The organism is Microbacterium sp. 4-7 (assembly GCF_014332665.1).
Lineage (GTDB): Bacteria > Actinomycetota > Actinomycetes > Actinomycetales > Microbacteriaceae > Microbacterium.
On the sequence record NZ_MCRH01000004.1, the window covers coordinates 365910 to 381076 of the forward strand.

Sequence of the window (15167 nt, forward strand, 5' to 3'; positions counted from 1 at the left end):
CGCCGTCTCTCGTGTCGAGGGTCAGAAGCCGAGGCGGCCGAGCTGCTTCGGGTCGCGCTGCCATTCCTTCGCGACCTTCACATGGAGGCCCAGGAACACCCTCGTGCCGAGAAGCTCTTCGATCCCGACACGTGCCCGACGTCCGACATCGGCCAGACGCTTGCCCTTGTGGCCGATGATGATCGCCTTCTGGCTGTCACGCTCCACCACGATGGATGCATGCACATCGGTCAGGTCGGTTCCCTCACGCGGGGCGATGTCGTCGATCACGACCGCGATCGAGTGGGGAAGCTCGTCGCGGACCCCGTCGAGCGCGGCCTCGCGGATCATCTCGGCGATCCGGTCCTCCTCCGACTCGTCGGTCGTGACACCCTCGCCGTACAGAGCCGGCCCCTCGGGCATCAGTGCGAGCACCTCGTCGGCGAGCACCTCCAGCTGGTCGTTCGTGAGCGCGGAGATCGGGATCACCGCGTCCCAGTCCTCGCGCAGCGCGTCGACCTCCATCAGTCGCTCGGTGATCTGGTCGCGACTGGCCGCGTCCGTCTTCGTGACGATGGCGATCTTCTTGGCACGACGGTATCCGTCGAGGGACGTCGCGATGCGGCGGTCGCCGGGCCCGACCTTCTCGGTCGCCGGCACGCAGAAGCCGATCACGTCGACGTCGCCGAGCACCTGTTCGACGAGGTCGTTCAGGCGCTCGCCGAGGAGCGTACGGGGCTTGTGGATGCCGGGGGTGTCGACGATGACGAGCTGCCCCTGCGGACGGTTCACGATCCCGCGGATCGCCCGCCGCGTCGTCTGCGGCTTCTCACTGGTGATCGCGATCTTCTCGCCCACCAGCGCATTCGTGAGAGTGGACTTCCCGACGTTCGGTCGTCCCACGAAGGTCACGAACCCGCTCCGCGTCTGCTCAGTCATCGTTTCCGTCTCTCTCATCTGCGGCATGATCCGCGTCGTCTGCCGCTCGTTCCACGAAGACGGTCGCGATCCCGCGCCCTCGTCCTCGAGACGCGCCGCCGGTGAGGGTCAATCCCTCGACCGTCGCTGTGGATCCCGGTTGCGGGACCTGTCCGAGTGCCTTGCCCAGCAGACCGCCGATGGAATCTACGTCCTCGTCCTCGAGCTCGAGGCCGAACAGATCGCCGACGTCCTCCAGCGAGAGTCGGGAGCTCACGCGATAGCGTCCGTCGCCGAGTTCGACGACCTCTGCCGATACCTGATCGTACTCGTCGGAGATCTCGCCCACGAGTTCCTCGATGAGGTCCTCCAGGGTCACGAGCCCCGAGATGCCGCCGTGCTCGTCGATCACGAGGCACACGTGCACGGCGTCCCGCTTCATCTGCTGCAGGAGGGTCTCGGCGCGCATGGACTCCGGCACGAAGGTCGCGGGTCGCGAGATCGGACGGATGGATGCGGTTCGCCAGGCGTTCTCGTCGCGGAAGGCGAACAGCACCAGGTCCTTCAGATAGAGCACTCCGACCACGTCATCGGCGTCGTCGTCGACCACAGGCATTCGGGAGACGCCCCGCTGCAGGAACAGCGTCATCGCCTCGCTCGTGGTCGCCGTCGCATCGACCGTCACCATCTCGGTGCGCGGCACCATCACCGCACGCACGAACTGGTCGGTGAAGTCGAATACGGAGTGGATGAGGTCGCGGTCGTCAGCCTCGATCAGATCGTTCGAGGCGGCCTCGTCGACCATGCTCAGCAGCTGCTCCTCGGACGTGAACGAGCTGCGTCCCCGCCCGGGGGTCACCCGGTTGCCGAGCACCACGAGTCCGTGAGCGAGTGGCCCGAGGATGATGCGCAGCCCGCGGACGATGCGTGCGTTGGCCCGGAGCATGCCCTCGGCGTGGTGCCGCCCGAAGGATCGAGGGCTCGCCCCCACCAGCACGAAGCTGATACCCGTCATGAGCAGCGCTGCGGCCAGCATCGCCCACCAGATGTTGTCGAACAGGATGCTGAACGCCACCGTGACGAGCACCGCGGCCGCCGTCTCGGCGAGCACGCGGATGAATGCGACGGCGTTGACGTGTGCGTCAGGGTCGGCGGCGATGCGCACCAGCTGGGGGCCGTTGCGCCCCTCCGCGCCCATCTCCTCGATGTCCGACCGGGACGTGACGCCGAAGGCGGCGTCGATCGCCGCCATCAGGCCGCCGAAGGCGACGAGCAGGACAGCGCCTGCGAGCAGGAGGGCCGCGGTCATCGTCGACGTTCAGCCGCGGCGAAGCCCTGGATGAGCTCCTTCTGCAGTCCGAACATCTCGCGCTCCTCGTCGGGCTCGGCGTGATCGAAGCCGAGGAGGTGCAGCAGACCGTGGGTGGTGAGCAGGATCAGCTCGTCCATCAGGGTGTGGCCGGCGGCCTGGGCCTGCGCCTCGGCGACCTGAGGACACAGCACGATGTCTCCCAGCAGCCCCGGGGCCGTGGGGCGATCCTCGGTGCCCGGGCGCAGCTCGTCCATCGGGAAGCTGAGCACGTCGGTCGGACCGGGCTCATCCATCCACTGCACGTGGAGGGCCTCCATGGCAGCCTCGTCGACGAGCACGATCGCGACCTCGGCGTCCGGGCTGACATGCATCTGCGCGAGGTTGAAGTCGGTCAGGCGCTGCAGCACGGTCTCGTCGACGTCGATGGCCGACTCGTTGTTGATCTCGATCATGGCTGTGCTCGTTTCATCAGGAGAGGCCGCGTTTCGGCATCCGGTCTCGGGGTCCTGGTCGCTGTGCGCCCCGCCGGTCGGCACGGTTGGCGAACTCCGCCGCCTGCTCGCGCTCGTAGCGCTGGGCGGTGCGCCGCTCGTCATACTCGCTGTAGGCGTCGACGATCCGTCCGACCAGCGAGTGACGCACCACGTCGTCGCTCGTGAGCCGCGCGAAATGGATGTCGTCGATGCCGTCGAGCACGCGGGTGACGAGCCGGAGTCCCGAGGATCCCTGCGGGAGATCGACCTGGGTGATGTCACCGGTGACGACCATCTTCGACCCGAAGCCGAGACGCGTGAGGAACATCTTCATCTGCTCGGGAGTCGTGTTCTGCGCTTCGTCGAGCACCACGAACGAGTCGTTGAGCGTGCGGCCGCGCATGTAGGCGAGAGGGGCGACCTCGATCGTGCCCGTCGCCATCAGACGAGGGACGATCTCGGGGTCCATCATCTCGTTCAGCGCGTCATAGAGCGGGCGGAGGTACGGGTCGATCTTGTCGGTGAGCGTGCCGGGCAGGAATCCGAGCCGCTCTCCGGCCTCGACCGCGGGGCGGGTGAGGATGATGCGGGTGACCTCTTTGCGCTGCAGGGCCTGGACGGCCTTGGCCATCGCGAGGTAGGTCTTTCCGGTACCGGCCGGGCCGATGCCGAAGACGATCGTGTTCTCCTCGATCGCGTCGACGTACTCCTTCTGCCCCAGCGTCTTGGGACGGATGACCTTGCCCCTGGTCGACAGGATCGCCTCTCCGAGCACCTCGCTCGGGCGAGGGCCGCCGTCGTTGCGCAGCAGGCGGGCCGAGCTCGTCACGTCGCTCGGGGCGAGGTCGTGGCCTGCCTTGGTCATGGTCATCAGCTCGTCGACCAGGGTCTTCGCCTTCGCGACTGCCTCCGGCGCGCCGGTGAGCGTGATCTCGTTGCCGCGCACGAGCACCTGGACGTCGCGGTGCTCCTTCTCGAGCATCCGGAGCAGTCGATCCTGCGGACCGAGGAGCTGCACCATGGCGACGCCGTCGGCGTAGATCTTCTCGACGGCGGTGTCGGATGCGGTCAGGTCGTTTTCGTCAGAAGCCAACGAGCTTGCTCTCCTCGATGTTGCCGAGCACATGGGCGTGCACGTGGAAGACGGACTGGGCGGCGCTGGCGCCGTTGTTGAAGATGAGGCGGTATTCGCCGTTCGCATGCTCGGAGGCGAGCTGCTTCGCAGCCGCGACGATCTCCGCGAGCAGACCGGGGTCGCCCTCGGCGAGCTCCGTGACGTCGCGGTAGTCCTCGGTCTTGGGGATCACGAGCGCGTGCAGCGGTGCCTGCGGGTTGATGTCCCGGATCGCGAACACGCGGCCGGTGTCGAGCAGGATCTCACCCGGGATGTCGCCGTTGAGGATGCGCGTGAAGATCGAGGGCTCGGACATGCTCCCAGTCTACTGACCGCAGCACTGCCGGGTCCGTAGCCTGATCACCAGCGGCTGAGTGCGACCGACAGCACGGCGATCGCAGCCGGGCCCGCCGTGGACGTGCGCAGCACGGTGTCTCCGAGCAGCACACGCTCGGCGCCGGCATCCGACAGCTTCGAGAGCTCGTCGTCGGAGATACCGCCCTCGGGCCCGACGACGAGGACGATGTCCCTGCCGTCTGGCTCGAGCTCGGACAACCGCACGGGGGCGGTCGGGTCGAGAAGCAGCACCCGCTGAGATGCGGCGCGTCTCGCGAGGTCGGCGGTCGACGCCGGAGGCGCCACCTCCGGGACCCACGCCCGGTGAGCCTGCTTCGCCGCCTCGCGGACGATCGTCGCCCACCGCTCGCGCCCTTTGACGGCCTTGGGACCATCCCATCGGGACACGCTTCGGCTCGCCTGCCACGGCACGATCTCATCGACGCCGAGCTCGCATGCCGCCTGCACGGCGAGCTCGTCGCGATCACCCTTCGCGAGAGCCTGCACGAGCACGATGCGAGGGCTGGGCGCGGGGTCGACCGATCGCTCGGCCACGCGCACGTCGACGCGGGACGGAGACACCTCTTCGGCGACGCCGGTCAGCCACACCCCCGAGCCGTCGCCGACCGTCACCGCCTCGCCGACGCGGAGCCGTCGGACGACGGCGGCGTGCTTCGCCTCGGCGCCGGTGAGCGACACGAGGTCGCCGACCGCGGCATCCGAGGAGTTCTCGACGAGGAAGTGGAGTGCCATGAGCGCCGTCCGGATCAGTGCGAACGGAAGCGGTCGCGGAGCTTCGAGAACAGCCCCTGCTGGAACTGCGCCAGCTGCGGGCCCGGTGCCTTGGTCTTCTTCGCGAAGTCCTCGATGAGCGCGCGCTGCGCGGAGTCGAGCCGGGTCGGAGTGACCACCTGCACGCCGACGCGGAGGTCGCCGCGCTGGTTGCCCCGCAGCGGCGTGATGCCGCGGCCCTTGATCGTCAACACGTCGCCGGACTGGACGCCCGAGCGGATCTCGAGATCGACCTCGCCGTCGAGACCCTGGATCGTGGTCTCGGTGCCGAGGATCGCATCCGGCATCGACACCTCCAGCGTCGCCAGCAGGTCGTCGCCGTCGCGGCTGAAAGACGGGTGCGGGTTCACGGTGACCTCGACGTACAGGTCGCCGTTCGGGCCACCCGCCTTGCCGACCTCGCCAGAGCCCGGCAGCTGCAGGCGCAGCCCGGTCTCGACGCCGGCGGGGATGTCGAGCGAGACGGTGCGACGCGAGCGCACCCGCCCCTGGCCGCCGCAGGTGCCGCACGGATACGGGATCGTCGTGCCGTAGCCCTCGCAGGTGCCGCAGGGCTGAGAGGTCACGACGTTGCCGAGCAGGCTCCGCACCTGACGCTGAACGTGTCCGGAGCCGCCGCAGATGTCACAGGTGACGGGCGACGTGCCCTCCTGGCAGCACGAGCCGTTGCACGTCTCGCACAGCACGGCCGTGTCGACCTCGATGTCGCGGTGCGCACCGAAGACGACGTCGCCGAGATCGAGGGTCACCCGGACGAGGGCGTCCTGTCCCCGTTCGCGGCGTGACCGCGGACGCGCGCCCCTGCCACCGCCTTGGCCCGCGCCGAAGAAGGTCTCGAAGATGTCCCCGAAGCCGCCGAAGCCCTGGAAGTTGCCAGCGGCGCCGTCTCCGCCGCCCATGTCGTAGCGGCGACGGGAATCGTCGTCGCTCAGGACGTCGTATGCATGCGTGACGAGCTTGAACTGCTCGGCCGCGTCTTCACCCGGATTCACATCGGGGTGGAGCTGACGAGCGAGGCGTCGGTACGCCTTCTTGATCTCGTCGGTGGAGGCGTCACGAGAGACGCCGAGTACCTCGTAGTGGTCTGCCACAATGGCCCTTCTGCGTGTGCTGTTCTCTGGGCGGCCGCGTCAGCGGGCCGCCTCGTCTTCGTCGAGCATCCGAGACAGATAGCGGGCCACGGCCCGCGCCGCCGCGAGATTGCTCGGATAGTCCATGCGCGTCGGCCCCATCACGCCGACTCGCGCCGTGCCGCTGGGGGCGGCGTAGTTGCTGGCCACGATCGATGCCTCGCCGAGGCCGAAGGACGCGTTCTCGGTGCCGATGCTGGCGGCGAGACCGTGGGAGTCCGCCTCCATCTCGCTCATCAGCCGCAGCAGCGTCACCTGCTCCTCGATCGCCTCGAGCAGAGGGTGGATGCTGCCGCGGAAGTCCTGCTCGCGTCGAGCCAGAGTCGCTGCTCCGGCCATCACCAGGCGCTCCTGACGGAAGGCGCCGAGCTCGTCGATGACGATCGTCGCGAGAGCGCGCAGTACGACGTCATGACTGTGTGCGTCGTCCGCGAGAAGCGCTTGCAGCCGCTCAGCGGCGTCGCTCACCGCCCGGCCCGTGATCAGGGCGGAGAGGCGAGCACGCAGCAGCGCCATGTCGGCGTCGTCGACATCGACGGGCAGCGGGGCGATGCGCTGCGAGACGCCGCCCGCGTCGGTGACGAGCACGATGAGCAGACGATTCGGCGCCAGCGCCACGAGTTCGAGATGCGTCAGATGCGCGCGCGCGAATGACGGGTACTGCGCCAGCGCGACCTGCCCCGTGAGCTGCGTGAGCACTCGGACCGTGCGCACCATCAGGTCGTCGAGGTCGGAGGGAGCGGTGAGGAAGGACTCGATGGCCGTGCGCTGCGCGACCGACAGCGGCCGCAGCTGGGCGAGATGATCCACGAACACGCGGTAGCCCTTGTCGGTGGGAACGCGACCGGAGGAGGTGTGCGGGGCGGCGATCAGCTCTTCGTCTTCGAGCAGTGCCATGTCGTTGCGGATCGTCGCCGCGGACACGCCGAAGGAGTAGCGGTCGACGATCGATCGGCTGCCGACGGGTTCATGGGTCTCGACGTAGTCCTGCACGATCGCGCGGAGAACCTGGAGGCCTCTTTCGCTGACCATCGCAACTCCCTCCCTCTTGGCACTCACTGGCTACGAGTGCCAATTCTACCCGCCGACGCCGACCACGTGCTGATCCGGCACGATGTCCGGACTCAGCGGTCGCCGATCAGTCGGTGAGCTCACGCACGACGGCATCGGCGAGCAGGCGCCCCCGCAGTGTGAGCTGCACGCGTCCGCGAACGGCAGCGGCCGGGTCGACGAGCCCATCCGCGATCAGACCCGCGACGCGTGTCCTCTTGTCCGCGGCGAGGTCGCTGACGGCGATGCCCTCGCGGATGCGACTCAGCAGCAGGATGCGCTCGAGCGTCGTCGACTGCTCGTCCGGCCGCTCCGTGCCGGCGGCGGGAGACTCCGCTGCGGCGAGCCGCTGTGCATACGCGGCCGGATGCTTGACGTTCCACCACCGCAGGCCGGCGACGTGACTGTGCGCGCCGGGACCGAATCCCCACCAGTCGCGCCCCTGCCAGTAGGCGAGATTGTGCCGCGAACGCTGCTCGGGCGAGCGAGACCAGTTGCTGATCTCGTACCAGTCGAAGCCCGCCGCTGCGAGACGCGCATCGGCGAGCTCGTACATGTCGGCCTGCAGGTCGTCGTCCGGCGCCGGCACCTCGCCTCGGCGGATCTGTCGCGCGAGCTTCGTGCCGTCCTCGATGATCAGCGCGTACGCCGAGATGTGGTCCGACTCGAGTGCGAGCGCCGCGTCGAGCGACGCCTCCCAATCACCGATCGACTCACCGGGGGCGCCGTAGATGAGGTCCACGCTCACGGCGAGGCCAGCGTCCTTCGCCGCGGCGACCGCTGTCCTCACGTTCTCGGGGCGATGAGTGCGGTCGAGAGCGGCGAGCACATGCGGCACTGCCGACTGCATGCCGATCGACAGCCGCGTGACGCCGGCATCCGCGAGGGTCCGCGCGACCTCGGGCGTCACCGTGTCGGGGTTCGCCTCGACCGTGATCTCGGCGCCGTCGACGAGGCCGAACGCGTCGGTCGCCGCACCGAGCATCTGGGCGAGATCCCCCGCGGGCAGGAGAGTCGGCGTGCCGCCGCCGAAGAACACGGTGTCCATCGGGCGCAGCGCGCCCGCATCCGCGAGAACGCGCCTCGCCAGGGCGATCTCGGTGATGAGCGTCGAGGCGTAGTCCTCCTGCTTCGCGCCGCGGAGCTCTCCCGAGGTGTAGGTGTTGAAGTCGCAGTAGCCGCACCGCACCCGGCAGAAGGGGACGTGCAGGTATGCGGAGAAGGGCACGGAAGAATCGATCGGCAGATCGGAGGGCAGATGTCCGTCTGCCGGTGCCGGATCGCCGAGTGGAAGCGGACCGGCCATCAGAGAGGTGCGACCATCAGACCGGAGTCGCGTACAGCGGCGAGATCGCCCGCAGATAGCGTGCGAACAGTTCCCGGCGACGGCGCTTCACCAGCGGCGGGACGACGCGGTAGAGAAGGGAGTTCGGCGCGTCGAAGGCACGGACGGAGAACCACACCTCGTCGTTGTCCTCGCGCCAGTCGATGTCGAAGGACTCCTCACCGCGCACCACCGAGCCTCCGACCGTGCCCAGCACGAATCCGATCCGGCGCTTCTCCTCGGTCACGGAGATCACGCGCAGCTCGGCATCCGCCCGCATGCCGGCAACCCGCCCATGCAGGCGCAGCGTCATGCCCGGGCCGGCGAACGGGGTGCCTTCCGCGTCGAAGCGCTGTTCGACGTCGTTCTTGCTCGGTGCGATCGGCGTGCCCTCGGCGTCGAAGCTGACACCGGCGTAGGCGGGACCGGGCGCGGGACGCACATCCTCGATGCTGAGGCCCGCCGCGCGCTGCGCGGTCCAGGTCAGCAGAGCTTCGCCCGCGGACTGGAAGCGGTCATGACCGCTGCCGATCCGCCAGGAGTTCTCCGCCGGGATGCTGCGCTCCGGCGGGTACTGCATCAGATCGGGCGCGTGGGTCGCACCCACGGCCGCATAGTCAACCGTGTCGTCTCGGAAAGTCCCGCGCCGCATGCGTTCCAGCCTACTTCCCGTTCCCTGGACGATCACCCTCCACGCCGGGAACAGCCCGGCCCGAAGGTCCTACTTCTTGTCCTTGCCCTCGACGTCACCGGAGAGTGCTGCGATGAACGCCTCCTGCGGCACCTCGACACGACCGACCATCTTCATGCGCTTCTTGCCCTCTTTCTGCTTCTCGAGGAGCTTGCGCTTGCGGCTGATGTCACCGCCGTAGCATTTGGCGAGCACGTCCTTGCGCAGCGCCCTGATCGTCTCGCGGGCGATGATCCTGGCGCCGATGGCGGCCTGGATCGGCACCTCGAAGTTCTGGCGAGGGATCAGCTTGCGCAGTCGCTCCGTCATCAGCGTGCCGTAGGCGTAGGCCTTGTCACGGTGCACGATCGAGCTGAACGCGTCGACCTTGTCACCCTGCAGCAGGATGTCGACCTTGACAAGGTCCGCCTCCTGCTGTCCGGCGGGTTCGTAGTCGAGCGAGGCATAGCCCTGGGTCTTGGACTTGAGCTGGTCGAAGAAGTCGAAGACGATCTCACCGAGCGGCATCATGTAGCGGAGCTCGACGCGCTCCTCGGAGAAGTACTCCATGCCCAGCAGTGCTCCGCGACGCGACTGGCAGAGCTCCATGACCGTGCCCACGTAGTCCTTGGGCAGCAGGATCGCGGTCTTCACCATCGGCTCCGACACCGAGCCGATGCGACCGTCGGGGTACTCGCTCGGGTTCGTCACCGTCACGGTCTCGCCCGTGTCGCTCGTGAGCACCTCGTAGATCACGCTGGGTGCGGTGGTGATGAGGTCGAGGCCGAATTCTCGCTCGAGACGCTCGGTGATGATCTCGAGATGCAGGAGTCCCAGGAACCCGCAGCGGAAGCCGAAACCGAGGGCGACGGAGGTCTCAGGCTCGTACTGCAGCGAGGCGTCGGAGAGCTTGAGCTTGTCGAGCGCCTCCCGGAGCTCCGCGTAGTCGCTGCCGTCGATCGGGTAGATCCCCGAGAAGACCATCGGCTTCGGGTCGGTGTAGCCCGGCAGAGCCTGGGTCGAGGGCCTGCGTGCCGTCGTGATCGTGTCGCCGACCTTCGACAGACGGACGTCTTTCACTCCGGTGATGAGGTAGCCGACCTCGCCGACGCCGAGCCCCTTGGACGGCACCGGTTCGGGGCTCGACACGCCGACCTCGAGCGCCTCGTGGTTGGCACCCGTCGACATCATCTGAATGCGCTCGCGGGGCGACAGGCTACCGTCCACCATGCGGACGTAGGTGACGACCCCGCGGTAGGCGTCGTAGACGGAGTCGAAGATCATGGCGCGGGCCGGAGCATCGGCGTCTCCGACGGGTGCGGGGATCTCCTTGACCAGGCGGTCGAGCAGCTCCTCGACGCCGACACCGGTCTTGCCCGAGACACGGAGCACGTCCTCGGGCTTGCCGCCGATGAGCGATGCCAGCTCCTTGGCGTACTTGTCGGGGTCGGCCGCCGGCAGGTCGATCTTGTTCAGCACCGGGATGATGTGCAGGTCGTTCTCTAGCGCGAGGTAGAGGTTCGCCAGAGTCTGGGCCTCGATGCCCTGGGCGGCGTCGACGAGCAGGATCGCGCCCTCGCAGGCGGCGAGAGACCGGGACACCTCGTAGGTGAAGTCGACGTGCCCCGGGGTGTCGATCATGTTGAGCGCGAATGTCTCGCCGTCGATCTCCCACGGCATCCGCACGGCCTGGCTCTTGATGGTGATGCCGCGCTCACGCTCGATGTCCATGCGGTCGAGGTACTGCGCGCGCATGTCGCGATCCGAGACCACGCCGGTGATCTGGAGCATGCGGTCGGCGAGGGTCGACTTGCCGTGGTCGATGTGCGCGATGATGCAGAAGTTGCGGATCTGCGCCGAAGGCGTCGCGGCAGGCTGAAGCGGAGTGAGAGCGCGTGGTGACATGTCCTGACGATTCTACGGTGAGGTGAGGCTTATGCCCGCTTCGTGCGATCCGGTGATATTCTGCCGAGGTTGCCCGGGAGCCATCCGTGACACCGGATCCCGTGAGCGATAAGACTCCGTCACAGACCAAGTGCAGGCGTCGTGTCGCGCAGATCGGCTGATGGTGATTGACTGTCTTCCCGGCTCAGCGTTGCGTCGGCGGATCCCGCGCGCGTCTGTAAAAGAGAAAGAATCATCACCTTGATCAAGTATCTGTTGCGCCGCCTGCTGGGATGGGTGCTGATGATCGTCATCGCGACGAACATCACCTACTTCCTCGCGTGGCTGTATCTCGATCCCGAGAACAACTACGTCGGACGTCGACCTCCGCTTTCGCCCGATCAGATCGATGCGCTGCTGAAGCCTCGCAACCTCAGCGAATCGGTCCCCCTGATCGAACGATGGTGGACCTGGTTCTCCAGCATCCTCTTCCGCTGGGACTGGGGAGTCGGCCCCACAGGCGAGTCCGTCAACGAGCAGGTCGCATACCGGGTCTGGATCAGCGCCGAGCTCGTGCTCGGGGCGACGATCATCACGACCATCCTGGGCATCGCCCTCGGTGTCTACACGGCATCCCGTCAGTACAAACTGGCCGACCGCATCGGTCAGGGCACGAGCATCATCACGATGAACATCCCCACGGTCGTTGCGGGATTCGCTCTGGTTCTGCTCGCGATCAACTTCAACAACGCGGTCGGCACGACCGTCTTCTACGTCGTCGGATCCTCCAGTCAGGGGGTCGAGGGATTCTTCCCCGTCCTCATAGACGTCCTCCAACACCTGACGCTCCCCACACTCGGCCTGGTGCTCACGGGCTACGCGTCCATCCACTTCCTGCAGCGCTCGCTGCTGCTCGACAACATCAAGGCGGATTACGTTCGCACCGCCCGTGCCAAGGGACTCACCAAGCAGCAGGCCATCCGCAAGCACGCGCTGCGGACGTCGCTGATCCCCGTCACGACGCAGGTCGCGTTCACGATCCCCGCGGTCTTCACCGGAGCGGTGCTGACCGAGACGATCTTCAACTGGAACGGAATGGGTCGGTACTTCATCCAGACCCTGAACAACAACGACATTCACGGCGTGGTCGCAGTCGCGGCGTTCGGCGCCCTGATGACGGCGATCGGCGCGATCCTCGCTGACGTCGCCGTGGTCGTCCTCGATCCGAGAGTGCGGGTGAGCTGATGTCCCTGGAAGCCATCGGGGTGTCCCCCGAGATCGCCGAGCCGGAGAAGCCGAAGAACCGCAAGCGCACCTCGATGCTGACGCTGTACACGCGTCGGTTCCTGCGCAACCGCGGTGCCTTGATCGGCGTCGTCATCCTCGCGCTTCTGGTGGTGTTCGCGATCGTGGGACCGCTCATCGCGCCGTACTCGCACACCGACCTCGACTTCCTCGCGCTGCGCCAGGCTCCCTCGGCCGAGCACTGGTTCGGGACGAACGGTTCGGGCAACGACAACTTCGCCCAGGTCGCCGTAGGACTTCAGCGCTCCATGATGATCGCTGCCCTCGTGGCCATCGGCACCACGGTCGTCTCGGCACTCATCGGTGCCACCGCCGCCTACTTCGGCGGCCGGTACGAGCGGATCATGCTCGCGATCATCCACTTCATGATGGTGGTCCCGAACTTCCTGATCCTCGCGATGATCTCGAACGACGCCGGCGGGAACTGGCTGGTGATCTCGCTCGTCATGATCTTCGTCGTCGGCTGGTTCTTCCCTGCCCGGATCATCTGGACCCTGTCGCTGTCGATCCGCGAGCGCGAGTACGTGCATGCCGCTCGCTACGCCGGGCTCTCGGGGATGCGGATCGTCCTGCGTCACATGCTCCCGAACATCGGGTCGCTGCTGGTGATCAACTTCACGCTCGGCGTCGTGTCGGCCGTCCTCACCGAGACCGCGCTCTCGTTCCTCGGCTTCGGTGTGAAGCTGCCCGACGTCTCGCTCGGCGCCCTGATCGGCTACGGCTCCAGCACTCTGGTGAGCGCACCGTGGCTCTTCTACTTCCCTGCAGCGGCGCTCACCCTGCTCACCGTCTCGATGGCTCTCATCGCCGACGGTCTGCGCGACGCCCTGGATCCGACCTCTGCGGCTGGAGGTCGCGCATGAGTACTGTCCTTTCCGTCCGAGACCTCAAGGTCAGCTTCCCGTCGGAAGCCGGTCGAGTCGATGCCGTGCGCGGCGTCTCGTTCGACCTCGAAGAGGGTCGCACCCTCGGCATCGTCGGCGAATCCGGTTCGGGCAAGTCCGTCACCTCGCTCGCGATCATGGGCCTGCTCGACGACAACGCCAAGGTCACCGGGTCGATCATCTATGACGGCCAGGAACTGCTCGGCAAGTCCGACAAGCAGCTCTCGGTGATCCGCGGCAACGGGATGGCCATGGTCTTCCAGGACCCGCTGACCTCGCTCACGCCCGTGTTCACGATCGGCGACCAGCTGATCGAGGCTCTCACGGTGCATCGTCGGCTGTCGAAGAAGGACGCCTGGGATCGCTCCGTCGAGCTGCTGAAGCTCGTCGGGATCCCCGAGGCGGAGCGCCGCATGAAGGCCTTCCCGCACGAGTTCTCCGGCGGCATGCGTCAGCGTGTCGTGATCGCGATCGCGATGGCCAACAATCCCAAGCTCATCATCGCGGACGAGCCGACGACCGCGCTGGACGTCACCATCCAGGCGCAGATCCTCGAGCTCATGGAGAAGGCGCAGCAGGAGACCGGCGCCGCGATGATCATCATCACGCACGACATGGGGGTGGTCGCCAAGACCGCCGACGACGTGCTGGTGATGTACGCCGGCAAGCCCGTCGAGCAGGCCCCGGTGCGCGAGCTGTTCTACCGCACCCGGATGCCGTACTCGATCGGCCTTCTGGGTGCCATCCCGCGGGTGGACAAGACCGAGAAGGTGCCGCTGATCCCGATCAAGGGCAACCCCCCGCTCCTGATCAATCTGCCGGATGCGTGCCCGTTCGCGGCGCGATGCCCCATCGCGATCGACGCGTGCCTGCAGCGCGAGCCCGATCTGCTCCCCATCTCCACCGAGGGTCACTCCGACCACTCCGTCGCCTGCATCCGCGCGAACGACATCGACGACGACGGACGCATCGGCGGGCTCCCCGTCTTCCCCGTCCCGGAGATCCCCGAGAGCGGGCTGGCGAAGGTGCCCCGCGAGGATCGTCCCATCACCCTCGAGGCGGTCAACCTCAACAAGACCTTCCCCCTCATGAAGGGTGCGCTCTTCAAGCGCAAGGTCGGCGAGGTGCACGCCGTCAAGGGGATCAGCTTCGACATCCGCCAGGGCGAGACCCTCGCGATCGTCGGCGAGTCGGGCAGCGGGAAGACGACGACGCTCCTCCAGATCATGGATCTCGTCGCCCAGGAGGACGGCGACATCCGCATCGGCGGCACGAGCGTCGCTGACATCAAGAACCGAGCGGAGGAGCGAAAGCTCCGTCGTGATCTGCAGATCGTCTTCCAGGACCCGATGGGGGCGCTCGACCCTCGCATGACGGTCTGGGACATCATCGCCGAGCCGATGCTCGCGATCGGCATGAGCAAGGACGACGTGTTCGATCGCGTCGAGGAGCTCATGGGTCTCGTGGGTCTCGACCCTGCGCACAGCGACCGGTTCCCCCAGGCGTTCTCGGGCGGTCAGCGTCAGCGCATCGGCATCGCACGAGCGCTGTCGACCAACCCCAAGATCGTGGTGCTCGACGAGCCCGTCTCGGCTCTCGACGTCTCGATCCAGGCCGGCGTGATCAACCTGCTCGACGAGCTGAAGGCCAAGCTCGGGCTGTCCTACCTGTTCGTGGCGCACGACCTCGCCGTCGTACGCCACATCGCCGACCGGGTCGCGGTGATGTACAAGGGCTCGTTCGTCGAGCACGGAGACGTCGATCAGGTGTTCGACGATCCGCAGCACCCCTACACGAAGGCGCTGCTCTCGGCGATCCCGATCCCCGACCCCGACATCGAGCGCACGCGCGAGCGGATCATCCTTCCCGTCGAGGGTTTCGACGCAGAGGCCATCGCCGTCAGCTGACCTGTGTACCGATGTGCACAGTCCGATAACGGTTCCGTGTCACTGGGGTTTCGCCCGAGAGTTGCGGGGTTAGTCTGCCCCTATCCCAA

At 67.1% G+C, this 15167-nt stretch carries 14 protein-coding genes; 3 read left to right on the plus strand and 11 right to left on the minus strand.

Features of this window, described 5'->3' with window-relative positions:
• Positions 1–21: 21 nt before the first annotated feature.
• From era to lepA, 11 genes are all read right to left on the minus strand, one after another.
• Positions 22–918, minus strand: coding sequence for a GTPase Era (gene era / locus BEP68_RS08920; RefSeq protein WP_053096511.1), 897 nt, complete (start codon positions 916–918; stop codon positions 22–24).
• Positions 911–2206 (minus strand): hemolysin family protein, encoded by a 1296-nt coding sequence (locus BEP68_RS08925; protein WP_187249763.1) that lies wholly within the window; start codon positions 2204–2206, stop codon positions 911–913. The genes era and BEP68_RS08925 overlap by 8 nt, the downstream gene beginning before the upstream one ends.
• On the minus strand, positions 2203–2661 hold the full coding sequence (ybeY, locus tag BEP68_RS08930) for an rRNA maturation RNase YbeY (RefSeq protein ID WP_053096515.1): 459 nt from the start codon (positions 2659–2661) through the stop codon (positions 2203–2205). Before ybeY ends, BEP68_RS08925 begins: the two co-directional genes overlap by 4 nt.
• A 16-nt stretch (positions 2662–2677) precedes the next feature.
• A complete protein-coding gene (locus tag BEP68_RS08935) occupies positions 2678–3703 on the minus strand; it encodes a PhoH family protein (RefSeq protein ID WP_230100781.1) in 1026 nt (341 codons plus the stop codon).
• A gap of 61 nt (positions 3704–3764) precedes the next feature.
• A complete protein-coding gene (locus BEP68_RS08940; RefSeq protein WP_053096519.1) occupies positions 3765–4112 on the minus strand; it encodes an HIT domain-containing protein in 348 nt (115 codons plus the stop codon).
• A gap of 44 nt (positions 4113–4156) precedes the next feature.
• Positions 4157–4885 (minus strand): 16S rRNA (uracil(1498)-N(3))-methyltransferase, encoded by a 729-nt coding sequence (locus tag BEP68_RS08945; protein WP_053096520.1) that lies wholly within the window; start codon positions 4883–4885, stop codon positions 4157–4159.
• A 14-nt stretch (positions 4886–4899) separates the two neighbouring features.
• On the minus strand, positions 4900–6015 hold the full coding sequence (dnaJ, locus tag BEP68_RS08950; protein ID WP_053096522.1) for a molecular chaperone DnaJ: 1116 nt from the start codon (positions 6013–6015) through the stop codon (positions 4900–4902).
• Between the two features lie 39 nt (positions 6016–6054).
• Entirely contained in the window at positions 6055–7086 is a 1032-nt protein-coding gene (hrcA, locus tag BEP68_RS08955; protein WP_053096524.1) for a heat-inducible transcriptional repressor HrcA, read from the minus strand.
• A 106-nt stretch (positions 7087–7192) separates the two neighbouring features.
• Positions 7193–8410, minus strand: coding sequence for a radical SAM family heme chaperone HemW (gene hemW / locus BEP68_RS08960; protein ID WP_187249764.1), 1218 nt, complete (start codon positions 8408–8410; stop codon positions 7193–7195).
• Between the two features lie 16 nt (positions 8411–8426).
• Positions 8427–9080, minus strand: a complete 654-nt coding sequence (locus BEP68_RS08965; RefSeq protein ID WP_053096528.1) for a DUF1990 family protein — start codon at positions 9078–9080, stop codon at positions 8427–8429.
• Between the two features lie 69 nt (positions 9081–9149).
• Complete coding sequence (gene lepA, locus BEP68_RS08970) at positions 9150–11003, minus strand: translation elongation factor 4 (protein WP_053096530.1); 1854 nt, start codon at positions 11001–11003, stop codon at positions 9150–9152.
• Between the two features lie 240 nt (positions 11004–11243).
• On the opposite strand from lepA, the gene BEP68_RS08975 reads away from it, so the two are divergent.
• The 3 genes from BEP68_RS08975 to BEP68_RS08985 are packed head-to-tail and all read left to right on the plus strand — an operon-like array spanning position 11244 to position 15078.
• Positions 11244–12227 (plus strand): ABC transporter permease, encoded by a 984-nt coding sequence (locus tag BEP68_RS08975; RefSeq protein WP_053096532.1) that lies wholly within the window; start codon positions 11244–11246, stop codon positions 12225–12227.
• Positions 12227–13150, plus strand: a complete 924-nt coding sequence (locus BEP68_RS08980; RefSeq protein WP_053096534.1) for an ABC transporter permease — start codon at positions 12227–12229, stop codon at positions 13148–13150. The genes BEP68_RS08975 and BEP68_RS08980 overlap by 1 nt, the downstream gene beginning before the upstream one ends.
• A complete protein-coding gene (locus tag BEP68_RS08985; protein WP_187249765.1) occupies positions 13147–15078 on the plus strand; it encodes an ABC transporter ATP-binding protein in 1932 nt (643 codons plus the stop codon). Before BEP68_RS08980 ends, BEP68_RS08985 begins: the two co-directional genes overlap by 4 nt.
• Positions 15079–15167 lie beyond the last annotated feature (89 nt).

Coding starts and splice junctions, on each gene's coding strand:
- era (WP_053096511.1), bottom strand. CDS start 918: ATGACTGAGCAGACGCGGAGCGGGTTCGTGACCTTCGTGGGACGACCG.
- BEP68_RS08925 (WP_187249763.1), bottom strand. CDS start 2,206: ATGACCGCGGCCCTCCTGCTCGCAGGCGCTGTCCTGCTCGTCGCCTTC.
- ybeY (WP_053096515.1), bottom strand. CDS start 2,661: ATGATCGAGATCAACAACGAGTCGGCCATCGACGTCGACGAGACCGTG.
- BEP68_RS08935 (WP_230100781.1), bottom strand. CDS start 3,703: ATGGTGCAGCTCCTCGGTCCGCAGGATCGACTGCTCCGGATGCTCGAG.
- BEP68_RS08940 (WP_053096519.1), bottom strand. CDS start 4,112: ATGTCCGAGCCCTCGATCTTCACGCGCATCCTCAACGGCGACATCCCG.
- BEP68_RS08945 (WP_053096520.1), bottom strand. CDS start 4,885: ATGGCACTCCACTTCCTCGTCGAGAACTCCTCGGATGCCGCGGTCGGC.
- hrcA (WP_053096524.1), bottom strand. CDS start 7,086: ATGGTCAGCGAAAGAGGCCTCCAGGTTCTCCGCGCGATCGTGCAGGAC.
- hemW (WP_187249764.1), bottom strand. CDS start 8,410: ATGGCCGGTCCGCTTCCACTCGGCGATCCGGCACCGGCAGACGGACAT.
- BEP68_RS08965 (WP_053096528.1), bottom strand. CDS start 9,080: ATGCGGCGCGGGACTTTCCGAGACGACACGGTTGACTATGCGGCCGTG.
- lepA (WP_053096530.1), bottom strand. CDS start 11,003: ATGTCACCACGCGCTCTCACTCCGCTTCAGCCTGCCGCGACGCCTTCG.
- BEP68_RS08980 (WP_053096534.1), top strand. CDS start 12,227: ATGTCCCTGGAAGCCATCGGGGTGTCCCCCGAGATCGCCGAGCCGGAG.
- BEP68_RS08985 (WP_187249765.1), top strand. CDS start 13,147: ATGAGTACTGTCCTTTCCGTCCGAGACCTCAAGGTCAGCTTCCCGTCG.